Source organism: Maricaulis maris (assembly GCF_036322705.1).
Classification (GTDB): domain Bacteria; phylum Pseudomonadota; class Alphaproteobacteria; order Caulobacterales; family Maricaulaceae; genus Maricaulis; species Maricaulis maris_B.
Genome location: NZ_AP027270.1, coordinates 2060845 through 2086532, shown reverse-complemented (window position 1 = coordinate 2086532; position 25688 = coordinate 2060845). Strand labels below are relative to the sequence as shown.

Sequence of the window (25688 nt, the reverse complement as noted above, 5' to 3'; positions counted from 1 at the left end):
GCCGGCTCCCTCAACTTGTCTCGATCCGGTTTACCTTGTCTGGCAACACTTTCTTCGTGTTTCGGGCGCATTGTGAGCAGTCAGGTGAAAAGGATTTTCGCGGTGAGCGTGATCGGGCTGGATGTTGGAGTTCTGACGGGGTGGTACAACTCACGTATCAACACCTCGCTTGCCTCGTCCACGGCGTTGTCGACGAGCGCGTCCAGCCGTAGTCAGCCCGCCAAGCCGGCTGCGCCCTGGGAGCTCGGCTCCCCGAATTTGATGACGCTGGAAGAGATGAGCCGCAAGGTCCTCGCCAACGGCATCTTCTTCAACAATCCTGATCGTGAATTCTCCGGCCTTGATGGACCGGATGACTACAAGCAGCTGTTTTCCCTCCATCAGGGTCTCAAGCGCCTGGCCTCGCTCGCCGAGGAAGCCAAGGAGAAGACCACGACGGACAGCCGGCGTGATTTCCTCGACAAGAGTTTCCAGTCCGGCCTGGCCCAGTTCGACAGCTTCTTTGATGACATGGACCTGGACGGCCTGACCCTTCTGAAGGGCGAGCAACTCTCCAAGATCGAGAGCGAGGTCGCGATCACACGCGGGACTTCGCAATACAAGACCGATACGATCCACAGCGGCGATTTCGACGCCGAGGTCGCCAGCCTGACCGGCGATGTCCAGTTCTCGATCTCGGTGAAAAAGAGTGGTGTCACGCAGACGATCAATATCGACTTGGCCGATATGGGCGCCACCACGCGCAATCTCGACAATATCTCCGACCACATCAACACGCAGCTGGAAGCCGCCGGCGTGATCTCGCGCTTCGAGCGGACCAAGATCGGCGAGAAGAATGATGTCGGCGTGGTGCCGGGCAACAACTACGGCTTCCTGATCGCCGGTGTGTCCACAGAGACGATTTCCTTCTCGGCTTCGGCGGCTGAGCCGGCGCTTTATCTTGCCGGCGTTTCCGGCATCAACGACACTGCCGGCGGCCAGGTGATCAAGCTCACCGACCTCGCCAGCGGCACGACGCAGACCGGGTACACAACCCGCTTCAGCGCCGATCCGAACGAGACCGAAGTGGCCGTGGTCGGTGGCGAAGAGGGTGAGACCCGGATCAAGCAGGAAGACAATCCGCTCGAGATCAAGGCGACAGTGGCGTCCAGTGACGGCGGTATCTTCGTTGTCGGACACACAACGGCCTCGACCGACGGTCAGACGCTCAAGGGTGATCAGGACCTGGTGCTGGCCAAATATGATTCGACCGGCAATCGCGTCTGGAGCCGTGTGCTTGGCGCGGCCGAAAGTGCCGAGGGCCTGTCGATCGCTACCGACGCTGACGGCAATGTCGTGGTCGCGGGCAAGGTCGAGGGCGGCCTCGGTGACAGCACCCGGATCGGTGGCAGCGACAGTGTCGTGGTCAAATACTCGGCCAGCGGTGTCGAGCAGTGGACCCAACGCTTCGGCGGCACCAAGGATGACCAGGCCGGAACGGTCGCCATAGGCGACGACGGGACGGTCTATGTCGCCGGCAAGTCGGCCGGTGCCTTTGGCGACGATAATTATGCTGGCGGCACCAGCGACGGTTATGTCCGCGCCATCGACGCCAGCGGCACCACGCTCTGGACCCGGTCCATCGGTTCGACCGGTGATGAAAAAGTATCCGCGATCGCCATTGCCGAAGACGGCAATCTGGTTGTCGCCAGCGAGGAGGATGGCCGCGCCGTCCTGCGCAAGTTCGACGTCGCCGACGATACCTCTGCCGCGCTCTGGGAACAGGATTTCGGCGATCTGGATGATGGCCGGATCGGTGGTCTCGCGATCGATGCGAGCGGCATTTATGTGACCGGTGCAGCCGGCAGCAGCTTTGCCCCGACCGCGCCCGTCTCCGCGCATGCCGGCGGCGTGCGCGATGCCTTCGTCATGAAGCTGACCGACGGCGCCGCGCCGTCCACGGATTTTCTGACCTTTGTCGGCTCTGACTCGGACGACAGTGCGGCCGGCATCCAGGTCGACAACGGCAAGATCTACATCGCCGGCAAGACGCTGGGCGGGATCAATGGCGGAACCCTCAATGGCGAGCGCGATGCCTTCGCGGCCCGGCTTGATGGCACCACCGGCGCGCTCGACTGGTCGACCCAGGTTTCCGGGCGCGGCGGTCTGGCCGAAGCGACCGGCCTCGCCCTCTCGACCACCGATGACAGCGTGCTTGATGCGCTCGGCCTGCCGACCGGCACGCTGACCTATTCCGACAGCCGCGTCGTGACCGACCGCAGCTCGGCCCGCGCCGATGACTTCTTCTACCTGTCTGTCGATGGCGGCCGCCGGAAGAAAATCTCGATCGACGCCGATGACACGATGCGGTCGCTGACCTTCAAGATCAACGCCAAGCTGGTCCTGAGCGGCAGCGCCGATGTGCGCCGCTCCAGCGATGGCGACATGTTGCGGATCAAGGCGGCAGAGGGTTCGACGATCGAGCTGTTTGCCGGCAGTGAAGGCCGTGACCTGCTCAAGTCACTCGGCATGTCGCCGGGGGCGATCGTCAATACCGGCTCCCTGCTCGACAAGGACAAGAAGACGAGCGACGGACCGCCGTTGTTCGCGCTTGGCCTGCCCAATGCCCTGTCCCTGAAGGAAAAGGACTCGGCGGAGAGTGCGATGGAGGCGATCCAGGACGCCTTGTCCAAGATCCAGCGTGCCTATCGTGACCTGACCATGGATCCCGCCCTGAAGGAATTGCTGAAGGGGCCGCAGGCCGGCAAGAAGGGCGGCACGGTTCCGGCCTACTACAATTCCCAGCTCGCCAATTACCAGGCCGGGCTGGCGCGTCTGAACTCGGGTTCCGCGTCCGGCGGTCTCTACTTCTAGGCGGTTTTCACGAATTGCAGGACCAGCAGGCGCGGCGGTGTTTCGGCACCGATCGTGGCACCGTGCTCAATCGGTTCATCCAGGCTTAGCAAGGCCAGGCCGGCTGCCTGCGCGGCAGCCAGATACTCCGATACGCCATGATAATAGGCCTCGACCCGGGCGGCGCTGCCATCGGCCCGCTCGAAACGGGCCTGGCTGCCGCGCAATTGCCGGAACGGATGAAGTTCGGACAGGTAAAGCCGTCCGCCCGGACGCAGGGCCTTTGCAGCCTCGACCAGGACCGGCGCCAGATCGCGGACATGTTCCAGCACCAGATTGCCGACCACCAGATCGGCCGAAGCCGGTTCGACAGGCCAGGGGCCGGTGATGTCATGTTCGATGAAGCGGACATGGTCGCCCAGACCGCGCTTGTGGGCGCGCGCCAGCATGTCCGGTGACAGGTCCATCGCGGTGACGCGGGTGGCCTGGCGTGCGAGATGGGCGGTGTTCTTGCCGGTGCCGGCGCCGAATTCGACGACCGTCGCACCGGCCAGCGGCAGATCGGCCGCGATCAGGCAGGAGGCGTCGAGATCGCGGGTGCGGTTCTCATTGCTGTCATAGACAGCGGCCCAGTCGCGATAGGCGATGCCAGCGGGAATATCGTCAGGGGTGTCGGGTGACGGGATGGACATGTGGCGGCTCCGTTGGCCGTGACATGCCAGCCGGAGACCGCCGCGTAAATACGTCGGGTTGTTCGGTGTGAACCGGGAGGGTGATCAGGCCGTGCGATTGACCGCGATGGCGAAACTGCCGCCTTGCGCCGTGCGCTGGGCCGCGCCGGGACCATAGCCGCCGGCGGTCGAACGCTGGCGCGAGGCTTCATCGGCGATCGCCTTGACCACACCTTCTGTGACCGTCTTCAATGCGCCGACAATGCGGCCATTCTCGGCCAGCGAGGCGTGGAAGTTCTGGGTCGCTTCGCGTAGCGCCGTCTTGATCGGGGCCGGGGCGCCGGCGAACCGGGTCGGTTCCTTGCGGGCGCGGGCCACTTCGGCGCGGTAGATGTTGGCGAGCTGGGATTTCTCGTCCTGCAGGCCAAGCGCGTCCTGCGGGCGACGATCCTGGAACAGGCGCGTCTCTTCATTGATCAAGTCGGTCAGGCGACGGGTCAGTCTGAGCAGGCCTTCGGCACGTTCAGCAGGGTTGCCAGCAGCAAGTTCGGTCATTCTAGATCTCCCCGGATTCCTGGTAACGCAGGATTTCTGATGTCAGGCGGTCGGCGAGGCCGAGCCCGCCCGACTGCGCCATCACCTTGGCGTATTCCTCGTGCAGCAGGCCGGTGAAGGCGCGCTCGCCGGCGCCGCCGCCGAACGGGTTCTCTTCGCCCGTCTGCGCAAACATCTGTTCGATCATCTGCGACAGGAAGAAGCTCTCGAAGTCCTCGGCAATCGCGCGCGCCTCGGTCTCGTTGCGCGCACCCCCGAGGGCCGGAGCGCCCTGGGTGCGGCCGGCACCGGTTGCGTTGGCGAGCTGGAGTTCGAGCATCCCGTCCATGATCAGAGTACCTCGATCTCGGCCTGCAGCGCGCCCGCTGCCTTGATGGCCTGGAGGATGGTGATCATGTCGCGCGGGCTGACACCCATCGCATTGAGCCCGTCGACAAGCTGGCTCAGCGACACGCTTTCCTCGAGCACACCCAGTTGCATGTTGTCTTCACTGACCGAGACATCGGTGCGTGGCAGGACAACCGTCTCGCCTTGAGAGAAGGGCGCCGGCTGGCTGGCGATCGGGCTTTCGGTGACCGTGATGGTCAGATTGCCCTGGGCGATGGCGACGGTGGAGACGCGGACATTCTCGCCCATGACGATGGTGCCGGTATTCTCGTCGATGATGACGCGGGCCGGGATGTCGGCCTCGACGCGCAGCTGCTCGACTTCGGCCAGCAGGTCGATCATGTCGCCCTCGAAATGGCCGGGGCGCATCAGGGTCACCGTGCTCGGGTCCGACGCCCGGGCCGAGCCGGGGCCGACATAGGCATTGATCGCGTCGGCCATGCGCCGGGCAGTGGTGATGTCGGGGTTGCGCAGGGACAGGCGCAGGCTGTCGCGATTGGCGATCTCGGCCCAGGGATCGACGCCGGTGCCCTCGAACGGGTTCTCGACCAGCGCACCATTGGCGATGCGGCCGGAGGTCGGGACGCCGCGGGTGATCACGGCGGCATCGCCACCGGCCTCGAACCCGCCGACCGCCAGCGAGCCCTGGGCAACGGCCCAGGCCCGGCCATGGCTGTCGAACAGCGGGGTGGCGATCAGGACGCCACCCTGCAGGCTGGAGGAATCGCCGATCGCGGAGACCGTGACATCCATCCGGCTGCCCTGGGAGGAGAAGGCCGGCAGCGAGGCGGTGACCATCACAGCCGCGACATTGCGGGTATTGAGGTTCGCGTCGCGGGTATTGACGTTGAAGTGTTCCAGCATCGCGTTCAGCGACTGGTTGGTGAAGGCCGAGTTGCGCAGGCTGTCGCCGCTGCCATCCAGGCCGACGACCAGGCCGTAACCGACGAGGTGATTGTCGCGCACATCCTCGACATCGACCATGTCCTTGATTCGCGACGACGCCAGGGTCGGGGCGGCGAAAGCGAGGGTGGCGAGCAGGGCGATGATCAGACGCATTTTGCAGTCTCCGGAACGTGTTCGCCCACGACCTTGCCAGAGCCGTGCCAGTTTGCCGCTTTTGGTTAATAAAATAAGACGCTTGAAAACAATGGCTTGGGCGGTATGGTCTGGGTGTGCCGGGCGGAAAATCCCGCCGCCTGCACGCCGAGACCGGCAGATTTTGCCGGTCCGGCGGCTTGGGTTAAGGCTCTGTTAAGCGGCCCGACTGCATCCATGATGCGTCATCACGAGGAAATGATTCCCGCCATGAAAGTCTCCGGACCCAGCTCCACCAGCTCTGTTTCCGCCGGCAAGCGCAAGACCACGTCGGGCGCCTCCGGTGAGGGATTCAAGCTGGACATGCCGGCCAAGGCGTCGGGCGGAATGACGGCCAGCGCGGTCTCCTCGGTCCAGTCGGTGGACGCCATTCTGGCCCTGCAGGGGGTCGAGGATTTCACGCATGCCCGCAAGCGTGCCACCGACCGTGCCTTCGATGTGCTGGACATGCTGGACGAGTTCAAGATCGCGCTCCTCGAGGGCGGTCTGCCACGCGCCAAGCTGGTCGCGCTGATGGACCTTTTGCAGACCCGCCGTGACGCGACCAATGATGCGCGCCTCGAGGCCGCACTCGACGAGGTCGAGACCCGTGCTGCGGTCGAGCTGGCCAAGTTCAGCTAAACCACCGTTTCCGACACAAATCATACAAGGTTTTCCGCTATTGGCGGGCCTGTACGGGCGTTGCTACAGCGTCTCCACATTGACTTGGGCCGCTCCGTGCATATTCTCCGCCCGCTTTCTGGGGGAGAGCGCTGGACTGCGTTGAGTTGAGTGGGAAGCGATGAGCGAAGCTGAACCGATCGAATTGCCCAAGGATTACTTCCCGTCGGAAGACGAGCCGTTCATGAATGACCGGCAGAAAGAGTATTTCCGCCGCAAGCTCAAAGCCTGGAAGGATGACATCCTCCGGGAGAGCCGCTCGACGATCACCAATCTGCAGGAAGACATGGGCGCCTTGCCGGACCTGGCTGACCGCGCCTCGACCGAGACCGACCGATCGCTGGAGCTGCGCGCCCGTGATCGTCAGCGCAAGCTGATCTCCAAGATCGAGAAAGCCCTGCGACGCCTCGACGAAGACGAATACGGTTATTGTGACGAGACCGGTGAGCCGATCTCGCTCGCCCGCCTCGACGCCCGTCCCGTCGCGACGCTCAGCCTGGAAGCCCAGGAGCGTCACGAACGCAAAGAGCGTGTTCACCGCGACAGCTAGGACGGTCGTGGCGGCGGTGCGTACCAGCCTTTCGACGACCCGTGACCCGTGACCCGTGACGGCTTTCGCAAGCGTATTGATGCCGCGCCATGCCCCCTGATGCACCACCGTGGCTGCGTGACGCCCGCGTCAATCCTATGATTTGAAATAAAAAATGGGCCGTCACGCGCTTGGCGTAACGGCCCAGTTGTTCCCGATGGTGGCGGGGGTTCGTGTCCTAGAATGGCATCAGGATGTCGTAGAGTTCCTGGCCATAGCGCGGGCGCTGGACATCGCTGAGATGTCCGCGGCCGCCGTAGGAAATGCGGGCTTCGGCGATTTGCGTGTGGGCGATCGTGTTGTCCGATCCGATGTCCTGCGGACGCGCAATGCCGGTGATGAGAAGTTCGCGGACCTCGTTGTTGACCCGGACTTCCTGGCGTCCGGCGATGACCAGATTGCCATTCGGCAAGACCTGGGTGACGAGGGCGGCAACGGTCAGCGAGATGCTTTCAGTCCGGTTGACCGAACCCGATCCGGCCAGCGAGGAGGATGAGCCGAGGCTGGTCATCGAGGTCGGGTCGATATTGTCATTGAAGAAAGCGGTCAGGTCAGCGCCCAGGAAATTGGTCAGGTCGCTGTCCTCGGCCGAGGTCCGGCTGCGGTTGGTGGTGTTGTTGAGCTGGGCGCTGTCGGAGATGTCGATATTGACGGTGACAATATCGCCGACCTGGTCAGCCCGCGGATCGCCGAAGAAGGTCGGGGAGTTGGCATTCCACAGCGAATTGTTCGCGACACCGGCTGCCGCATAGCGTTGCTGCGGGACGCGCGGCATCGGCATCGGCAGTTGTGACGGTCCGGTTCCGGCGAGATCGGCCGGGTTCTGGATCGGGGTCATCGGCGGTGTCTGGCCGACATAGGACAGGCGATCGGTGGCGGCACAGGCCTGCAGGGCGGCGGCAGCGAGGGCGAGTATGGCGAACTTGCGGATCATGATCTGACCTCCTCGATCAGAAGCTGGCGGTCGGCGAAGCGCCGACGCGGGCCCGGCCCGGGCCATCGACGAGGGCCTCGACCGTACGGTTGGACTGCAGGTTGACGAAGCGGACGACTTCGCCGTCGGCGGCATCTTCCATGGCGCGGGCGCGCACGGTCAGCTGGATGCCGGGCACCGCAAACACGAGGGTGACCAGATCGCCGCGTTCGACCATCAGCGGACGCTGCAGGTCATAGCCCCGCAGCGGCTCGTTCGGGCGCAGGGCGCGGCGGGCCTCCAGCCCGATCAGGGCGTCGGGGTCGAGAATGGCGTCGGGACGCAGCCGGTCTGCGCGATGGCTGATCCAGGTGATGTCGCTGGCGGTGATTTCCTGCCCCGCCGCGACCGGGCGGGCCAGAACCGGCAGCTCGACCGTGGCATAGGCGCGCCCGGTCACACGCACCGTCTGGGCACCGTGATAGGGAGCGATTTCGGCCGCCAGCATGCCGGAGCGGCTGTCGAAGGAGAGGTCGTGGATCTCCGGCCCGCCAACGCTGTCGAGCGGTGCGTGAAGCGCCATCGCCGTGTTGGAGAGCTGGACGTCGTGCACCCGACCCTCCGAGGCGAAGAGCTCGCCTTCAAGCATGTTGGTGAGCGTGTCAGCCGACACGACGCGGCTGGCGCGCTCGATCGAGAGCCGCTGCACACCGGCCGCATTGGCCCAGTCGAGGTCGTTTTCCAGGGCAATGCGGCGGACATAGTTGACGTCCAGGGCCGTGCGGCTGCCGGGAGCCGGGGCCCGGGCGACGACAATGTCGGCCCGCGGACCGGCGATGTCGAACAGGTCGCCCAGCGTGATGTGGGGGCTGTCGACGCGGATGGTTTCCCGCAGCACGACCGTGTCGGCGGCCGATGCTGCGGAGGTCGCAAACGGGGCCGTGGTGAGGCAGGCGAGTGCGATGAGGCTTGTGCGGATCATCTAGCGCTCCCGTTAGCGAAGGTTGGACGAAGCGGCCATCATCTCGTCCGAGGCCGTGATGACGCGGGCATTCATTTCATAGGCGCGCTGGGCCTGGATCAGGGCCGTGATTTCCGACACCGAGTTGACGTTCGAGGTCTCGACGAAGCCTTGGCGGATCGACCCGAAGCCCGGCGATCCCGGCGTGCCGGTGTTCGCGGCGCCGGAGGCCGCGGACTCGAGGAAGAGGTTGTCGCCGCGGGCTTCAAGGCCGGCCTCGTTGAAGAAGGTTGCCAGCTCGAGCTGACCAACCGTCTGGGGATCGGTCTGGCCGTCGATCAGGGCCTGGACCTGGCCCTGGGCATTGATGGCGATCTCGCGCGAGCCCTGCGGGATGGCAATGCCCGGGGCGACGGTATAGCCGTCCGTGGTGACCAGTTCGCCTTGCGGGCTGATCGAGAAATTGCCGGCGCGCGTATAGCCGTCCGAGCCGTCGGGCATCTGGACGCGGAAATAACCATGGCCGGAAATCGCCAGGTCGAACGGGTTGCCCGTGTTCGAGAGGGCGCCCTGTTCGGTAATGCGGTAGATCGAGGCCGTCTGGACGCCGAGACCGACCTGGACACCGGTCGGCACGATCGTGCCGGCATCGGAGCTGTCCATGCCCATCTGCTGGACGTTCTGATAGAGGAGGTCCTGGAACTCGGCCCGCTGGCGCTTGAACCCGGTCGTGTTCATGTTGGCCAGGTTGTTCGAGATTACTTCGACATTGAGCTGTTGGGCCTGCATGCCGGTGGCGGCGGTGGTGAGAGCACGCATATTCGGTCTCCTCCGATCAGATCCGGCCAAGGCGCTCGATGGCGCGCTTGCTCAGATCTTCTGCTTGTTCAAGAAACTTCGAGACCGACTGGTAGCTGCGCATGACAGACATCATGTCGGTGAGCTCGAGAATGGACTGGACGTTGGACTGCTCGATGAAACCCTGACGAACGGTCGGGTCGAGCAGGGCCAGGGGCTGGTCGGCCGGGTCGTTGGACGGCGGGATCGTGTAGCGGCCATTGCCCTGCTTGGACATCTCCGCCCGGTTGGCGATGTCGAACACGCCGATCCGGCCGACTTGCTGGCCGTTCTGCATGATGGTGCCGCCATTGACGACTTCGATATTGCCGGCAGTCGAGTCGATCAGGATCGGGCCGCGCGTGTCGCCATCAATGACGGGCGAGCCATCGGCGGCGACCAGCTGGCCGGCAGCGTCGAGGCGGAAGCGGCCATCGCGGCTGTATTGTTCCTGGCCGTTTGCGTCGACGGCGAAGAAGCCGTCGCCCTCGATCGCGAGGTCGAATTCACGGCCGGTGAAAGCCAGTTCGCCCTGGCCAAAATCGCGGCCCATGCCCCACGTATTCACGAACTGGATGTCGGTGGGTCCGTCCGCGTGTTCGGCGGTGGGTGCAGCGCGATTCTCCAGCAGCAGGGATTCGACCTTGAAGCCGGCAGTGTTGGCGTTGGCGATATTATTGGCCACGACGTCCATTGACCGCCGAAGGGTCATCTGGCGCGACAGGCCGATCATCATAGCGTTGTCCATCGGGCGGTTCCTTTCTGGAGCCTGGGGTCCGCCGTCGTCATTGCGCGGCAGTTACCGGACCAGCTGCATGCCGCGTGCCAAGGTTAATTTTCATGGAAAACAAGAGGTTGACGAAGGCGCGCGGAAAAGCCCGGCAAGCCTTTCCGGCAAAGACCGTCACAGCACTGGGAAGAAGTTGCCGGGCCGCCGCCAATCACTACGAAACGTTAACCGCGCTCACCGTTAATGGGATCAGATGATTCCCCGGACTGGGAGCGAGACCATGGCTGACGACAACGACGACATCGAAGACGGTGCAGAAGGCGAGGAAAAGCCGAAGAAGAACCCTTTGAAATTGGTTCTTTTTATCGGTTTGCCCGTGCTGATCCTGCTGCTCGCGGGCGTCGGTGGATTCATGATGTTCGCCGGCGGCGGTGATGACGAGGAACAGCATGCCGATGCCGGTCACGGCGAGGCCGCTGACGGTCATGGCGCCGCTGAGGCCCACTCGACCGATGAAGTATATTATTACAACCTGCGCGAAGGCGACGGGACCGAAGAGACGATCACGACGAATATCCGCTCCTCGACCGGCCGTCCGATCATCATCCAGCTCCAGGTGACCTTTGAGTCGAGCCGGTCCGACCTCGGTCCGATCCTCGAAGAGCATGTCGACCGGGTGATGGACCAGTATATCATGTTCCTGCGCGAGCTTCGCGAAGACGAGATCTACGGCTCGGCCGGTCAGAACCGCCTTCGTCTGGAATTGCTGCGCCGGGTCAACATGGCGATCGAGCCGGCTCAGGTCGATGCGGTCCTGATCCAGCAACTCCTTCTTGTCGACTAGGCCTGTCAGGACCAACGGAAAGCACGCACATGTCTGACGATATGGACCAAGATGCATTGGCGGCCGAATGGGAGGCCATGGCCGAGGACGGTGACGACCTCGACCTGGCGTCCGAATGGGAGGCCATGGTCGGTGCGGATGACAGTGATCAGGACCTGCCGACCGTCGGCGGCGGTGCCGAGCGCATCCTCAACCAGGACGAGATCGACAGCCTGCTCGGCTTCTCGCTCTCGGACGACGACGCTGGGGACAAGTCCGGCATCCGCGCCATCATCAATTCGGCCCTGGTCTCCTATGAGCGCCTGCCGATGCTCGAGATCGTCTTCGACCGTCTCGTGCGTCTGATGACGACATCGCTGCGCAATTTCACGTCGGACAATGTCGAGGTCTCGCTCGACAATATCTCGTCGATCCGCTTCGGCGACTATCTGAATTCCATTCCGCTGCCCGCCATTCTCGCTGTCTTCCGGGCCCAGCAGCTCGACAATTACGGCCTGCTGACGGTCGATTCCAACCTGATCTATTCGATCGTCGACGTTCTGCTCGGCGGACGCCGCGGCACCTCGGCCATGCGGATCGAGGGGCGCCCCTACACCACGATCGAGCGGATGCTGGTCCAGCGCATGATCGAAGTTGTCCTCGGCGATGCCAAGCAGGCGTTCCAGCCGCTGACCGAGGTCGATTTTGACCTTGAGCGCGTCGAGACCAATCCGCGCTTCGCCGCGATCGCCCGGCCGGCCAATGCGGCCATCCTGGTCAAGCTGCGGATCGACATGGAAGACCGCGGTGGTCGAATCGAGCTCTTGCTGCCTTATGCGACTCTGGAGCCCATCCGGAAGATGTTGCTCCAGCAGTTCATGGGGGAAAAGTTCGGACGCGACAATATCTGGGAAGGCCACCTGGCGACCGAGCTCTGGTCGACCAAGATGGAAGTCCAGGCCGTGCTCGACGAGCAACGCATTTCACTCGGAACGGTCGCCAACCTGAAAGTGGGGGACACGCTGTATCTCGATGCATCGCCGACCAGTGATGTCGAGCTGCGTTGCGGCAATGTTCCCCTGACCCGCGGCCGGATGGGCCGCATAGGACACAATGTTGCCCTGCGACTGAGCGGACCGCTCTCGCCAGGGGCCAAGAAAGCGATGATGAGGTTCGCATGACACTCGCCGCCCTGATATTCGAAGGTCTCGTCGCTGCGCTGCTGGTCGTGGCTGTGGTCATGTGCTGGCGCGTCGATCGCCGTCTGAGTGCGCTCAAGAAGGGGCAGGACGGTGTCCGCGAGTCGGTGATTGCGCTCAATGAGGCCACCGATCGCGCCCGGGCCAGCCTTGGTGCGCTCGAGCGGGCGACCGCCCAGTCCGCCGAGGTCCTGGAAAAGCGTGTCGCTGACGCGCGTGTGCTGGCCGACGAGTTGCGCCTGGTCACGGGCAATGCGGACCGCAAGGCCGATAATCTCGCGCAGCGCCGCGCGCCGCGCCGCCGCGCCGCTGATATTTTTCCGGACGGGGCTGGCTCCCGCATCATCAATGATCTCAAGGATGTGAGGTAGCGCCATGCGCGAGCCGCTTCGCTTTTTCACCGTCCTTGCGGTCCTGATGTGCGGACTGCTGGGCCTCAAATCCCTGTCGATCGCCAATGGGGCGGCTGAATGGTGGGATGCCCAGGGCAGTGCCATGGCAGCGGAAGCCAGCGCACAGGCGCATGGCGATGACGGTGCGGCCGCTGAGCCTGACGCGCCGATCATGCCGGCCGAACATGCCCAGTCGGCGCCGATCCTCGGCACGCCAACCGAGGCGGATGCCTCGGCTGCCTTCAGCGAGCGGGTCGCCAGCGGGGTTCGCACCGCCGAGGAAGAGCGTGTGATCTATCGTCTCCGCGAGCGCTCCGGCGAGCTGGATGCCCGCGAGCGCGACCTCGAAACCCGCGAAGCGCTGATGCTGGCGATGGAACAGCGGGTCGATACCAAGATCTCCGAGCTCAACGCGCTGCGCGAGCAGATTGAAACCCTGTCCGGCGAGCTCTCGGATCGTGAGGATGCGGATATGGGCGTGATCGTTGCCTGGTATTCCGCCATGGAACCGCGCGACGCGTCGGAGCGGATCGCCACACTCGACATGGAAACCCAGCTGCAGATTGCCTCGCGCATGTCGCAGCGTGTCTTCGGCTCCATCCTGGCCGAGATGAATACGGGTGCGGCTGCTGCGCTCACCGAGCGCATGGCGAGCCGGTCCAACCTGCCCGAGACGGTGGCCGAGCTGGAGGCGCGGATTGCCGAAGGCGGCTAGACATATTGGCCGTCTGGCCGGAAGCCTTCTGCCACTGCTTCTGGCTTCGACCGCGCTGGCGCAAACGCCGGCGACACTGAGCGTCGAGCGCGGTGAGAATTCGCTGCGCCTGCTCATCGACTATGACGACAGCGTTGCCGACAACCTGCCGGTGGCCGATGTCCGGGTTGAGCACACGGTTCTGATCGCCCGTCTCAGCGAGCCGCTCGAGGCGGATGTATCGACGCTGGTCGGAGAGCTGTCCGGCCTGGCGGCGAGGGCCCGGCTTGATCCTGACGGGTCGACCTTGCGCATTGCCCTCAACCAGAGCGTCGAGGCCTATACCTCGGCAAGCTATGACCAGGTCGCGATTGATTTTGTCCCGGTGGGGGGCGCCCGACCGGCTGACATCGTGTCGCCGCGCGAAGCGCGCGAAATCGAGGCCGCCCGACTGGCGGCCGAGCAAGCCGCGCTGCCACCACCACCACCGCCGCCCGCCGAGGCCTTGCCGGTCCGCTACCGGGTCGGCCAGGCCACCGAATATACACGGATCGAGCTGCTCTGGCCGCGTGAGGTCGCGTTCACGCTCGAGCAGACTGGCAATGTCGCGGAGGTGCGCTTTGCCGAGCCTGCTGACATTGATCTGAGCCGGTTGTCCGGCTCGCCGCCGCGCTTCCTTCAGGGCCTCGACGCCCGGCGTGAGGGCGATGAATTCGTGCTCCGGCTGACGGTTGAGCCCGGTGTCGAGGTGCGGGCCTGGGGTGAGGATGGCCGGGTTGCCATCGACCTGCCCGATCCGGCCTTTGTCGACGCTGCCACCTTGCTGGCCGAGCTCGGTGAAGCCGCCGATGCCGAGGCCATCGCCAACCGGGCTGATGCCACCACAGATGCGGCTGCCGAAGAGACGGTGGCCGCCGCCAATCCCCGGCCGACCCCGACCCCGGCCACGTCGCAACCGGCCGCTGCGCCGATGACCCGGCAGGCCTCCACCAGCGATGAACCCCCGGTCGAGTCCGAGCCGTCGGTGGAGACCGGGCCCCGGCCACAAGCGGCACAGCCGACGATGCTGCAGCCCGTCATGACCGGGCCGAGCCCGCTGCCCGATGACGGTGTCGTCCGGGCTGAAGTGTCCGACTTCAACGGGGACCTGCGGATCGACTTTGACTGGGCCGCGCCGCTCGGCATGGCGGTGTTCCGGCGTGGCGAAGCGATCTGGATCGTGTTTGACGCAGCGGCCGCGCTCAACCTGGACGAACTCGATGGTGCCGGCCGGCGCCATGTCCGCAATTATTCCGCGGTGACGGGCGAGACCTACAGTGCCGCGCGGATCATCGTGCCGTCGACCTCCCAGGCCGAGGCCCGGCTTGATGGCAATCGTTGGTCGGTCGTGCTGTCGGAACGGATCGACTCGCCGCCCCGCCCGATCAATGTGCGACGCGATGCGCGTCGCGGTCGTCCGGGGCGCATCCTGATGGATATCGCCAATGCGCACGCGATCCGCTGGATCGATGATCCCGTGGTCGGCGACCGGATTGGCGTGATCACGGCCATGGGTCCGATCCAGGGCCTGATCGCCCGCAGCGAATTCGTCGGCGGTGCCCTGCTGCCGAGCGCCCAGGGCGCAGCGGTTCAGGTGATCGCCGAGGATATCGAGATCGAGTTGATCGGCGGCGGTGCCGCCATCAGTCGCCCCACGGGCCTTGATCTGACGCCTGCCGCCACCGCGACCGCAGGACGGTCCGACGGCGAAGGGTCCGTGCTGGCGAATATCTCCTCGCCGGCGCTGATGTATTTCGATGCCTGGCGCGGCGCCGGCGCTTTCAACACGGAATGGAATGCCCGCCTGCGCCGGACTGCTCTGGAGGAGGGGACAGACGGGCAGATCGCGCTCGCCCGTTTCCTGCTGGCGCGTGATCTCGCGCCGGAGGCCCTTGGCATGGTCCAGCTGGCGATCGAGGCCGAGCCACAACTCGCCAACGATCCGCATGTCCGCTCCATCCAGGGCGTCGCAAGCTATTTGATGTACCGCCTTGATGATGCGGCGGAGTATTTCGCTCACCCGTCCCTGGCCCAGGACCCGGGGGCCGATCTCTGGCGAGCCATGATCGCGGTGCGCGAGCAGCGCTGGCAGGATGCCCGGCGCCGCTTCAATACGGGCGAGGCCACCATTTATCACTATCCGGCGGAGTGGCAGGCCCGGTTCAATGCCGCGCACGCCCTGGCCGCGCTTGAGCTCGGTGATACTGCAGCGGCGCAGGAATATCTCTATGCGGTCGAGGCCGGTGATCCGGACTGGCAGACCCAGCTGGACGCCAATTACGTGGCGGCACGGCTGGCTGAGGCGGGTGGCAACCTGTCGGAGGCCCTCAGCCGTCTCGATGCGCTGTCAACATCAGGCTATGCCGAGGCGGAAGCCCGCGCCCTGTACGATCTCTACCGGCTGCAGCTCGCCGACGGCCAGATCAGCCGGGCCGAGGCGATCGAGAATCTGGAGAATCTCCGTTTCCGCTGGCGCGGCGATACCATCGAGCTGGAAACCGTACGCACCCTCGGTGAGCTCTATGTCCAGGCCGGTGATTTCGCCCGCGGCCTCGAGACCATGGCGACCGCGCAGGCGCGCTTCCCCGAATCCGAGGCCGGACGCCGCATCGGTGAGGACATGGTATCGATCTTCCGCCGTCTCTTTCTCGACGGCGAGGCTGATCGGATGGACCCGGTCGAAGCGGTCGCGATCTTTTATCAATACCAGAACCTGGCGCCGATCGGCACCGATGGTGACCGCATGATCCGGCGGCTCGCCGACCGGCTGATCGCCTTTGACCTTTTGGACCCGGCTGCGGAGCTTTTGCAGCACCAGGTCGATTACCGTCTGCGCGAACCCCTGGCCCGCGCCCGCGTCGCGACGGACCTCGCCATCGTCTACCTGATGGATCGCCGCTATGAGGATGCCCTCAACACGATCCGCAGATCCCGCATTGCCGGCCTGCCGGAGGCAATGGTGGATGAACGCTATCTGCTGGAAGCCCGGGCGCTGTCAGAGATGGGCCGGGCCGAGCAGGCGCTCGAGCTGATTGCATCCGACCAGTCCGAGGCGGCCAGCCGTCTGCGCGCCGATGTTGCCTGGACCCAGCGCGACTGGCGCAATGCCGGGCGTCGGCTCGAGGGCATTCTCGGCAATCGCTTCGCCGAGGCCAGCCCGCTCGAGCCCACCGAGCAGGACGATGTCCTGCGGGCCGCGATCGCCTATAGCCTGGCCCGCGACACCGATAGTGCGGTCCGTCTGGGAGAGCGCTATGGCGAGGCCATGGCCGCGACTGACCAGGCTGCCGCCTTCGGCCTTTTGACCAATGACGATGCCACGCCGGGCAATGTCCGCTTCACCGACATGGCGTCGCGGATTGCCTCGATTGATACGCTGGATGCCTTCATGGAGCCGTTCCGGGCCCGCTTCGTCAACGGCGGCGGCCCGAGCTGAGGCGCGCCTTCATCGTCCTGTGACGATTTCCCCTGTGTTCATTGCGGGTATTAGAGCCTAACCAAGGAGAGGTCTTTGAAGGAGACCTGTCATGATCCTTGTTGAAACGGGCGAAACATCCGGTGTCGTGGTGGCCAAGGCCGTCGGCACCCTGTCTGCATCCGACTATTCAGATGCCCTCGTCCCCGGCCTCGAGGCGGCGATTGCCGCGCACGGCCCGGTCGCGATGCTGTACTGGTTCGGACCTGAGTTTGACGGCTTTACCGCCGGAGCGATGTGGGCCGACATGCGGCTCGGCCTCGACCATCTGAAGGACATCACCCGCATTGCTGTCGTCACCGATGATCACGTCATGGCGGCGATGGTCCAGGGCACGGCGATCTTCCTGCCCATGCCGGTACGGGTCTTTGGCAATGATGCGCTGGGCGCGGCCAACAAATGGCTGCTGGCGGATGATCCGGCCAAGGGCTGAGACGTCAGTTCAGCGTCCCGAAACTCTGCACCAGCGATCCGACGACCAGTCGCCAGCCGTCAACGAGCACGAAGAAGATCAGCTTGAACGGTAGCGAGATGACGATGGGCGGCAGCATCATCATGCCCATCGACATCAGGATCGAGGCGACCACGAGGTCGATGATCAGGAAGGGGATGAAAAGCAGGAAGCCGATCTCGAAGGCGCGCCGCAATTCGGAGATCATGAAGGCGGGCGCGACCACCCAGAAGGAGGTATCCTCCGGCGTCTCCGGCACGGCCTGCTGGGACATGTCGATGAAGAGGGCGAGGTCGTCCTCGCGCACATGGGTGAGCATGAAGGTCTTGAGCGGGCCGGTCGAGCGATCGAACGCCTCGGTCAGCTCGATTTCCTCCGCCAGCAGGGGCTGGATGCCGTCCTCATAGGACTGCGTGAAGACCGGCGCCATGATGAAGCCGGTCAGGAAGATGGCCAGCGAGACCAGCACGGCATTGGGCGGGCTCTGCTGCAGGCCGAGGCCGGTCCGCAGCAGGGACAGGACCACAATGATGCGCACGAAACTCGTCGTCATGATGACGATGGAGGGGGCCAGCGAAAGAACAGTCAGCAGCGCGATCAGCTGCAGCACACGCTCGGTCAGGGCGCCTTCCTGACCGGCTTCAATCGTGACGGTCTGCGCTTCCGCCTGAAAGCCGGCCAGGGTGATCAGGCCGAGCAGGAAAAGGGCGAGGCAGGCCCACAGACCCTTGCGCGCGCTCATGCGGATCGCTCCACGGCCGGCGAGGGGGCGGCATCAAGGTCCGGTCTGGCCGGGGCTGTCGACAACACGGTCTCGCGCTCCATACCGAGCAAAACCACGTGCTCGGCCCCGTCGGCCTGGAGAATCACGAGCCGGCGGCGCGGGTCAATCACGAGCGTCTCCCTGATTTTCAGACGCCGCTCATGGCCACCGATGCGGCGCAGCCCGGTCATCTGCTGCAACAGCCAGCCCTTCTGGACCGCATAGCCGAACAGGCCGAGCCCGCCGAGCAGGACGACCAGGATGGAGATGGCGAACAGATAGCTGGTCCAGGTGACGATATCCGACATCGCGGTGAGGCCTCATAATCAATGATGACTGTGTGGGGTGATGCGGTTAAGCCGCCGTTAACCGTGCGGGACCACCTTCGTTCACGAATAGGAAAGGGGATTCGCACATGCGGCCCGATGACGTGCCGGTCCTGGCACTGCTTCGACAATCGATGAGTTTTCACGCCGACCGCCAACAGGTGATCGCGGAGAACGTCGCCAACGCGAATACGCCCGGCTATACGCCGCGTGACCTGGACGAGTCCGACTTCCATGCAGCCCTGCGCTCGCAGATGAGTGGCGGTGAGACCGGCGGTCGGGGAGCCCTGCGCCTGACCACCACCAATGCCGGTCATATCCCGGCGTCCGGCGCAGACGGCGGGTCGTCGTCCTTGTGGCAAGCCAGCGAGAGCCCGGACTCCGAGACGACCGTCAACGGCAACTCGGTCGTGATTGAAGAACAGATGGTCCGGGCCCAGGAAAACCGCATGCGCTATGAGAGCGCGGTGACCCTGTACCAGAAAAGCATTGGCCTGCTGCGGACCGCGATCCGCGCGCCGGGCCGCTAGGGAGTGATCGATGGGTAACGCTTCAGACGCCATGCAAATCTCCGCCTTCGGCATGCGGGCGCAAGCCGCGCGGATGCGGATCATCTCGGAAAATATTGCCAACGCCGACTCCACCTCCCGCGAGGCGGGCGGTGAGCCCTATCGCCGTCAGGTCCCGGTCTTCGAGGCCGAACTCGATCGCGCGACCGGGCTCAATGCCGTGCGCATGACCGATGTTGCCTATGACCAGAGCGACTTCACACTGGAGTTCGATCCCGGTCACCCGGCCGCGAATGCGGAGGGCTATGTCCAGACCTCCAACGTGCAGACGCTGGTCGAGATGATGGACATGCGCGAAGCCATGCGCACCTACGAAGCCAATCTCAACATGATCGAGAATGCCCGCCGCATGCAGGAGCGGGCGCTCGATCTGCTGCGCCGCTAGAACAGCGGACGCGAGCCCTAGAAACAGGATGAAGGACACAGTCCATGGCCGCTGATCTCTCCGCCGTCCAGGCGTACCAAGCCGCGATCCGTACCGCCCAGCAATCCGCCATGGGGTCGAGCCAGGACGCAGCCGCGACCGGTGGCGGCATGGATTTCGGCTCGATGGTCACCAGTGCCATCGCCGATACCGGCCAGACCCTGGCCATGTCCGAGCGGATGACCGCCGCCGGGGCTGCCGGTGAGGCGGAACTGATCGACGTTGTAACCGCGGTGTCCGCGGCCGAGATCTCGCTCGAGACGGTCGTCGCCGTGCGCGACGAGGTGGTGAAGGCCTACCAGGAAATCCTGCGCATGCCGATCTGACGCCGGACCGCCCGCGCTGTCATGACAAGCCCCGGCCCTGGTCGGGGCTTTTTCGTGGTCCGATACAAAAACGGCCTCCCGACATCTGCCGGGAGGCCGGTCTCGTTGGCGGCAAGGTCGCCGTTTACTCGGCGTCGGCGATCCATGCATTGACGCGTTGCTCGAGGACCGAGAGCGGCATCGCGCCCTGGGTCAGGACGACGTCGTGGAAATCGCGGATGTCATAGCGATCACCAAGAGCTTCCTCGGCGACACCGCGCAGGCGCAGGATTTCGAGCATGCCGACCTTGTAGGCTGTCGCCTGGCCCGGATAGACGATGTAGCGATCGATCGCGGCGATGCTGTCGCCCAACGGGTTGGGCGTGTTCTCGGCCAGGTAGTCGACCGCTTCCTGACGCGTCCATTGCTGGCTGTGCAGACCGGTGTCGACGACCAGTCGGCAGGCCCGCCACAACTCCATCGCCAGTCGGCCGAAGTCGGAATAGGGGTCCGAGTAGAAGCCGTATTCCTTGGGCAGATACTCGGTGTAGAGACCCCAGCCTTCGGTATAGGCGGTATAGCCGCCGAAACGCCGGAAGGCCGGCACGCCCTCGAGCTCCTGCATGATCGCCAGCTGCATGTGGTGACCCGGAATGCCCTCGTGATAGGCGAGCGCCTCCATCTGGTAGGTCGGCATCAGCGACATGTCGCGCAGGTTGGCATAATAGACGCCCGGGCGGGAGCCGTTCGGGGCCGGGCGCTGGTAGAAGGCCTTGCCGGCACTGTCCTGACGGAAGATCTCGACCCGGCGCACTTCCATTTCGGCCCGCGGGAAGGTGTTGAACATCTGCGGCAGGGTTTCACGCATGGTGTCGATCAGTGCCGTTGCGTCGGCGAGGTAGTCGTCACGCCCCTGATCGGTATTGGGGTAGTAGAACTGTTCGTCGGTGCGCATGAATTCGAAGAAGTCCTGCAGCGACCCCTCATAGCCAACCTGTTCCATGATTGCGCGCATCTCGTCATGGATGCGGGCGACTTCCGACAGGCCGAGCTGGTGGATCTCCTCGGCCGACAGGTCCATCGTCGTATAGCCATTGAGCAGGTAGTTGTAGAACTCACCGCCATCGGGGTGTTTCCAGACGCCATCATCCTCGGTGGCGACGGCGGCCTGCTCCTCGAACAGGGCGATCACACGCTCATAGGCCGGGGCGACGGCTTCGGTCAGGGCGGCCTCGGCCTCGCTGATCAGGCGCGCCTGCTCGTCGGCCTCAAGCCCGAGCGCTTCGACTTTGCCGGTGAAATCGGCCAGCAGGGGGCTGGCCTCGCCATCATCGAACGGGGCGCCGGAGATGATGTTGCGCGCGGTCGTGATCATCGGCTCATAGGTCCAGAGCGGTGTCAGCACACCGATCTCCGCCGAGCGCCGCGAATTGGCGATGCTCTGGTCCATATAGACCGGCAGATTGCGCAGGCGGCCGATATAGGCCTCGGCATCCTCGACGGTGTCGACCCGGTGGTTGTTGATCAGGAAGGAGGCCGCATTCATGTGCGGTCCCGAACGCGGGGTGAAGGTGTAGCGATGGTCAATCCAGCGCTGGCCTTCGGCCGAGCGTTCAGCGTCGTACTCGAACAGGTGCCAGGACAGCTGGGCGCTGTCATCGAGCGCGTCGTAGTCGAAGGTTTCGCGCATGTGGGCGAGGTCCGCCTGCCCGAGTTCGAAGCTTTCCTGCGCGAATTCCGGCGAGGCATCGGACCACTGGTCGTAATTGGTCTTCATGCCGAGGAAGGTCTGGGTCATCGGCGAACGCGCGACGTCGCGGTCAAACACCTCCTGGAACCAGGCATTGAGGCGATCGGACTCGGTTTCCTCGGCGGTCTGCGAGGCCGCATCGGCCAGGGTCTCGGTTGTTGCGGCGGTTTCAGCCGGCATCGCCTCTGATGTCGCGCCGGTCTCGTCAGCGGCATTGCAGGCTGTCAGGAGGGCGAGCGCCGAGACGCCGGCGGCCAGGTGTGAAAGTCGCATAGTCATACCCCTTCTTGGTCTTCTACTCGGCCGATCCGGCCCGTTTTTCTTCGACATAGTCATTGATCAGCTCGGTCAGGACCGCCAGCGGCAGCGAGCCATTGGTCAGCACCACGTCATGAAATTCGCCATAGTCGAAGGCGTCACCCAGTTCGGCCTGGGCAAAGTCGCGCAATTGCTGGATCCGCATCTGGCCGGTCTTGTAGGAGGTCGCCTGGCCCGGCCAGACGATATAGCGCTCGACCTCGCGGGTGATCTCTTCCACGGTGAAGGAGGTGTTGGTCCGCAAATAGTCGATCGCCTCCTCGCGCGACCAGCGCAGCGAGTGGATGCCGGTATCCACGACCAGGCGTCCGGCACGCCACAGCTCGTAGGCGAGACGGCCGAAGTCCTGATAGGGATCGGTGAACATGCCCATGTCCTTGCCCAGGCTCTCGGCATAGAGCGCCCAGCCCTCGCCGAAGGCCGACAGGTAGAGGAAACGCTGGAACATCGGTGTGCCTTCCTGCTCCTGTCCCAGGGTGAGCTGGAAATGGTGGCCGGGAATGCCCTCGTGATAGGCCAGCGTTTCCATCTGGTAGATCGGCAGGTTCCGCATGTTCAGGGTATTGGCGTAATAGACGCCGGGCCGCGATCCATCGAGTGAGCCGGAGCTGTAAAAGGCTGTCGGAGAACCGGCCGCGCGATAGGGCTCGACTTCGCGCACCACCATCTCGCCTTGCGGCATGGTGTCGAAATAGTCCGGCAGGACGCCGCGGACCCGGTCGAAGATCCCACCGACCGCGGCCATATAGGCGGCCCGGCCTTCATCGGTATTGGGATAGTAGAATTGCGGGTCGGTGCGCATGAACTCGAAGAAGTCCTGCAGCGAGCCCTCAAAGCCGACCTGTTCCATGATGCCGCGCATCTCTTCGTGGATGCGGGCGATCTCGGCCAGACCGGTATCATGGACTTCCTGCGGCGACAGATCGGGCAGGGTGGTGAAGGCCGCCAGCTGGCTCTCGTAATAGGCCTCGCCGCGCGGCAGCTTCCAGGCGCCGTCGCGATCATCGGCCATGTCCTGGTGGCGCTCGAAGATCGCCAGCAGGCGCTCATAGGCCGGCCCGACGGTTTCGGTGAGGGCGGCGGTGCCGCGGCTGATCAGGTCGGCCCTGACCGCGTCATCGACGTCGAGCGCCTCGACCTTCGCGGTGAAGTCGGCCAGCAGCGGCGAGACTGCATCGCTGTCGTCAAACGGGGCGCCAGTAATGACGGCCCGGGTGTTGCCGAGCAGGTATTCAAAGGCAAAGCGCGGCGGGATGACGCCGGCTTCGGCGCGCGCGTCGGCGCGGGCGATCAGTGTGTCGAAGATCGGACCGATCCCGGCAAGGCGCGAGATATAGGCCTCGGCGTGGGCGACAGTTTCGACCCGGTGCTGACCGATCAGGGTCGAGGGCATGCCGGTATGGGGGCCGAACATCTGGGTGAAGACGTAAGTCTGGTCGCGGAAGCCGTATTGGCGGATGCCGGTTTCCTGCAGGTATTCAAAGACCCGGTAGGAGACCCGCGCATCCCGATCGAGCGCGTCATAGTCATAGCGCTCGCGCATGGTGGCGAGGCGCTCGATGCGGCGTTGTTGCGTCGCCTCTGCAGCCTCATCGCTGACATCATCCCACTGGCCATAGGCGGTGAGATCGTCAATCCGTCCCAGCCCCGTCTGCTGCTGCGGCGAGCGCGCCAGATCGGCTTCGAAAAGCTCCGCGAACCAGGCGTAGAGGCGTTCGCTTTCAGTCTGCTCGCTGGCCGCTGCCGAGGTCTCCGCCGGCGCCGGATCCGTGTTCCCGGCAGGATTGGAGGGCGGTGAGCAGGCGGCCATCAGAACAGCGATGGAGGCCGTGGCGAGCCAGGCGCGGGTCTTGGTCATGATTGTCTCCCCTGGCGCGCCCGGTCTCTCTCCCAGACCAGACGGGCCGTCTCTTTACATAGTCCAGCCGCCGCCCCGGTCGAAGGGGCGACGGCTGGACAAATCCGGTCTCGGAATAGTGCGCGGCCTGTCAGCGATGTCAAACCGGCCGCGCGGGCACGGCCGCTACTCGGCCAGCTTGCGTGCGATCCACGCATCGACCAGCTCTTCCAGCAGGGTCAGCGGGATGGAGCCATTGGTCAGGACAATGTCGTGGAACTCGCCATAGCTGAAATCATCGCCCAGCTGGTCCATGGCGCGCTGGCGCAGGTCGAGAATGGTCATCATTCCGACCTTGTAGGAGACCGCCTGACCCGGCCATACCATGTAGCGACGCACCTCATTGGCGATATCGCCTTCCGGCATCGGGGTTGCGGCCAGCATGTAATCGACTGCTTCCTGCTCGCTCCATTGCAGATGGTGGATGCCGGTGTCGACGACGAGGCGGGCCGCCCGGAAGACCTCATAGGAGAGGCGGCCGAAATCCTGGTAGGGGTCGGTGAAGAAGCCCATGTCCTTGCCCAGGTTCTCGGCATAGAGCGCCCAGCCTTCGCCATAGGCGGAATACCATTGCAGGCGCTGGAACATCGGCGCGTTCTCGAGCTCCTGCGCCAGCGATGACTGGAAGTGGTGACCCGGCGATCCCTCGTGATAGGCGAGCGACTCCATCAAATAGGTCGGGTTGTCGCGCATATTGGCGAGGTTGACATAGTAGGCGCCGGGCCGGGTTCCATCGAGCGATCCCGGCTCATAGAAGGCGCCGGTCGCGGTTGTGATACGGTAGTCCTCGACGGCGCGAACCTCGAGCTGGGCTTGCGGCAGCTGGCCGAAGAAGTCCGGAGCGGCCTGCTCGATTTGCCGGATCATGGCGGCCGATTCCTCGAGATAACGCGCCCGTCCGGCCTCGGAGTCCTCGTAGTAGAACTCGTCACTGGTGCGCAGGTGCTCGAAGAAGTCCTGCAGTGAGCCCTCGAAGCCGACCTGCTCCATGATCGCCCGCATCTCGCCATGGATCCGCGCAACTTCATCAAGGCCGGTCTGGTGGATCTGGTCCGCGGTCAGGTCGGTGCGGGTGGTGTAGTTCATCAGCTGGCTGCGATAGAAGGCCTCGCCCTCCGGCAGGGACCAGGCGCCGTTATTGGCGTCACCGGCCATAGCGGCATGGGCCTGCATGGTTGTGATCAGCCGGTCATAGGCCGGACCGACGCCAGTCAGCAGAGCCGCCTCGGCGCGATCGAGCAGATCCTGACGGGTCGCATCATCCAGCTCGATTTCGCCCAGCTTGCCCTTGAAATCGGCCCACAGCGGCGAGTCCCCACCGCTGTCATCGAACGGGGCACCGGTCACGAAACGCTGTGCGGCCTCAATGATGATCGGATAGGCGAAGGCCGGCGCGAGCACGCCTTGCCGCGCCCGGTCATCGGCTTGCTGCGTGTTGACGTCGAGCACGTCGCCCAGACCCAGCAGACGGCTGACATAGGCCTCGGCGTGGTCGACATTGTCGATCCGGTGGTAGCCAATCAGCGTCGTGGCCAGGCCGGTGTGGGGGCCGAAGAAGGACGAAAAGATGTAGTTGTGGTCCCAGAACTCGGACTGCTGGGAATTGTTCTCGTGGATGAATTCGGAGAAGCGCCAGGTGATCTGGGCTTCCGGGGTCAGCGCGCCATAGTCGAAATTCTCCCGCATGTAGCGCTGGCGTTCGGCGGAGCGCTGCAGGCTGTCGCGATAGGCCTGCTCGCTGGGGTCATCCCACTGGCCATAGGCTTCCAGGTCATCAATCATGCCCAGATAGGTCTTGCCGATCGGGTTATAGGCAAGTTCGGCCTCGAACTGCTCCTGGAACCAGGCATAGAGGCGTTCGGTTTCGGTCTGCTCGGCCGGGGAAGTGTCGCCCGCCATGTTTTCGGCAACCGCTGCCTGTGTGGCAATGGCGGCCGTTTCGGTTTCGTCGGCCGGTGTGCAGGCTGCGGCCAGGGCCAGGGCGCTGGCTCCGGCGAGTAGGAAATGTAGGCGCATGGCAGGTTTGTCCC

The 25688-nt window shown here is 64.5% G+C and carries 25 protein-coding genes; 12 read left to right on the top strand and 13 right to left on the bottom strand.

Annotation, left to right across the window (positions count from 1 at the left end; genetic code table 11):
* Positions 1–84: 84 nt before the first annotated feature.
* On the top strand, positions 85–2853 hold the full coding sequence (locus AAA969_RS09885; protein ID WP_338245862.1) for a hypothetical protein: 2769 nt from the start codon (positions 85–87) through the stop codon (positions 2851–2853).
* Here the strand turns inward: AAA969_RS09885 and AAA969_RS09880 are convergent.
* The 4 genes from AAA969_RS09880 to AAA969_RS09865 form a co-directional block, all read right to left on the bottom strand.
* Positions 2850–3524: a class I SAM-dependent methyltransferase gene (locus tag AAA969_RS09880; protein ID WP_338245861.1), complete on the bottom strand. Its 675-nt coding sequence runs from the start codon at positions 3522–3524 to the stop codon at positions 2850–2852. The two genes, AAA969_RS09885 and AAA969_RS09880, sit on opposite strands and share 4 nt — an antisense overlap.
* A gap of 84 nt (positions 3525–3608) precedes the next feature.
* A complete protein-coding gene (locus AAA969_RS09875; protein WP_338245860.1) occupies positions 3609–4058 on the bottom strand; it encodes a flagellar basal-body protein FlbY in 450 nt (149 codons plus the stop codon).
* Between the two features lies 1 nt (position 4059).
* Positions 4060–4386, bottom strand: coding sequence for a rod-binding protein (locus AAA969_RS09870; protein ID WP_338245859.1), 327 nt, complete (start codon positions 4384–4386; stop codon positions 4060–4062).
* Between the two features lie 2 nt (positions 4387–4388).
* A complete protein-coding gene (locus tag AAA969_RS09865; protein ID WP_338245858.1) occupies positions 4389–5504 on the bottom strand; it encodes a flagellar basal body P-ring protein FlgI in 1116 nt (371 codons plus the stop codon).
* Between the two features lie 216 nt (positions 5505–5720).
* Between AAA969_RS09865 and AAA969_RS09860 the strand changes: the two genes are divergently transcribed.
* Together AAA969_RS09860 and dksA are read left to right on the top strand one after the other, a co-directional pair.
* A complete protein-coding gene (locus AAA969_RS09860) occupies positions 5721–6164 on the top strand; it encodes a flagellar assembly protein FliX (protein ID WP_338245857.1) in 444 nt (147 codons plus the stop codon).
* Positions 6165–6324: 160 nt separating this feature from the next.
* The gene (gene dksA, locus AAA969_RS09855) at positions 6325–6753 is read left to right on the top strand and encodes an RNA polymerase-binding protein DksA (protein WP_338245856.1); all 429 of its coding nucleotides are present in this window, start codon (positions 6325–6327) and stop codon (positions 6751–6753) included.
* Between the two features lie 217 nt (positions 6754–6970).
* Here the strand turns inward: dksA and flgH are convergent, their stop codons facing one another.
* The 4 genes from flgH to AAA969_RS09835 are packed head-to-tail and all read right to left on the bottom strand — an operon-like array spanning position 6971 to position 10251.
* Positions 6971–7726 carry a flagellar basal body L-ring protein FlgH gene (gene flgH / locus AAA969_RS09850; RefSeq protein ID WP_338245855.1) on the bottom strand — a complete coding sequence of 252 codons (756 nt, stop codon included), beginning with the start codon at positions 7724–7726 and terminating at the stop codon, positions 6971–6973.
* Positions 7727–7742: 16 nt separating this feature from the next.
* Positions 7743–8687, bottom strand: coding sequence for a flagellar basal body P-ring formation chaperone FlgA (gene flgA, locus AAA969_RS09845; protein ID WP_338245854.1), 945 nt, complete (start codon positions 8685–8687; stop codon positions 7743–7745).
* A gap of 12 nt (positions 8688–8699) precedes the next feature.
* Complete coding sequence (gene flgG / locus AAA969_RS09840) at positions 8700–9485, bottom strand: flagellar basal-body rod protein FlgG (protein WP_338245853.1); 786 nt, start codon at positions 9483–9485, stop codon at positions 8700–8702.
* A gap of 16 nt (positions 9486–9501) precedes the next feature.
* On the bottom strand, positions 9502–10251 hold the full coding sequence (locus AAA969_RS09835; RefSeq protein WP_338245852.1) for a flagellar hook-basal body complex protein: 750 nt from the start codon (positions 10249–10251) through the stop codon (positions 9502–9504).
* Between the two features lie 262 nt (positions 10252–10513).
* On the opposite strand from AAA969_RS09835, the gene AAA969_RS09830 reads away from it, so the two are divergent.
* From AAA969_RS09830 to AAA969_RS09805, 6 genes are all read left to right on the top strand, one after another.
* Positions 10514–11077, top strand: coding sequence for a flagellar basal body-associated FliL family protein (locus AAA969_RS09830; RefSeq protein WP_338245851.1), 564 nt, complete (start codon positions 10514–10516; stop codon positions 11075–11077).
* Between the two features lie 29 nt (positions 11078–11106).
* Positions 11107–12237 carry a flagellar motor switch protein FliM gene (gene fliM / locus AAA969_RS09825; RefSeq protein ID WP_338245850.1) on the top strand — a complete coding sequence of 377 codons (1131 nt, stop codon included), beginning with the start codon at positions 11107–11109 and terminating at the stop codon, positions 12235–12237.
* Positions 12234–12626, top strand: coding sequence for a DUF6468 domain-containing protein (locus AAA969_RS09820; RefSeq protein ID WP_338245849.1), 393 nt, complete (start codon positions 12234–12236; stop codon positions 12624–12626). The genes fliM and AAA969_RS09820 overlap by 4 nt, the downstream gene beginning before the upstream one ends.
* Before the next feature lie 4 nt (positions 12627–12630).
* The gene (locus AAA969_RS09815) at positions 12631–13362 is read left to right on the top strand and encodes a MotE family protein (protein ID WP_338245848.1); all 732 of its coding nucleotides are present in this window, start codon (positions 12631–12633) and stop codon (positions 13360–13362) included.
* Positions 13346–16816, top strand: a complete 3471-nt coding sequence (locus tag AAA969_RS09810; protein ID WP_338245847.1) for a hypothetical protein — start codon at positions 13346–13348, stop codon at positions 16814–16816. Before AAA969_RS09815 ends, AAA969_RS09810 begins: the two co-directional genes overlap by 17 nt.
* A gap of 91 nt (positions 16817–16907) precedes the next feature.
* Positions 16908–17288 (top strand): STAS/SEC14 domain-containing protein, encoded by a 381-nt coding sequence (locus AAA969_RS09805; protein ID WP_338245846.1) that lies wholly within the window; start codon positions 16908–16910, stop codon positions 17286–17288.
* Between the two features lie 4 nt (positions 17289–17292).
* Here AAA969_RS09805 and fliP read toward each other — a convergent pair whose 3' ends face one another.
* Entirely contained in the window at positions 17293–18048 is a 756-nt protein-coding gene (gene fliP, locus AAA969_RS09800) for a flagellar type III secretion system pore protein FliP (protein WP_338245845.1), read from the bottom strand.
* Positions 18045–18377, bottom strand: a complete 333-nt coding sequence (locus tag AAA969_RS09795) for a hypothetical protein (protein WP_338245844.1) — start codon at positions 18375–18377, stop codon at positions 18045–18047. The genes fliP and AAA969_RS09795 overlap by 4 nt, the downstream gene beginning before the upstream one ends.
* A 107-nt stretch (positions 18378–18484) precedes the next feature.
* Between AAA969_RS09795 and flgB the strand changes: the two genes are divergently transcribed.
* Genes flgB through fliE form a run of 3 tightly spaced genes read left to right on the top strand, consistent with a single transcriptional unit; the run spans position 18485 to position 19714 of the window.
* Positions 18485–18925 (top strand): flagellar basal body rod protein FlgB, encoded by a 441-nt coding sequence (gene flgB, locus AAA969_RS09790; protein ID WP_047163752.1) that lies wholly within the window; start codon positions 18485–18487, stop codon positions 18923–18925.
* 10 nt (positions 18926–18935) lie between these two features.
* Complete coding sequence (gene flgC / locus AAA969_RS09785) at positions 18936–19349, top strand: flagellar basal body rod protein FlgC (RefSeq protein ID WP_338245843.1); 414 nt, start codon at positions 18936–18938, stop codon at positions 19347–19349.
* A 44-nt stretch (positions 19350–19393) separates the two neighbouring features.
* Complete coding sequence (gene fliE, locus AAA969_RS09780; RefSeq protein WP_338245842.1) at positions 19394–19714, top strand: flagellar hook-basal body complex protein FliE; 321 nt, start codon at positions 19394–19396, stop codon at positions 19712–19714.
* A 124-nt stretch (positions 19715–19838) separates the two neighbouring features.
* Here the strand turns inward: fliE and AAA969_RS09775 are convergent, their stop codons facing one another.
* The 3 genes from AAA969_RS09775 to AAA969_RS09765 form a co-directional block, all read right to left on the bottom strand.
* Positions 19839–21716, bottom strand: a complete 1878-nt coding sequence (locus AAA969_RS09775; protein WP_338245841.1) for a DUF885 domain-containing protein — start codon at positions 21714–21716, stop codon at positions 19839–19841.
* Between the two features lie 22 nt (positions 21717–21738).
* Entirely contained in the window at positions 21739–23619 is a 1881-nt protein-coding gene (locus tag AAA969_RS09770) for a DUF885 domain-containing protein (protein WP_338245840.1), read from the bottom strand.
* A gap of 165 nt (positions 23620–23784) precedes the next feature.
* Positions 23785–25674 carry a DUF885 domain-containing protein gene (locus AAA969_RS09765; protein ID WP_338245839.1) on the bottom strand — a complete coding sequence of 630 codons (1890 nt, stop codon included), beginning with the start codon at positions 25672–25674 and terminating at the stop codon, positions 23785–23787.
* Between the last annotated feature and the right edge of the window lie 14 nt (positions 25675–25688).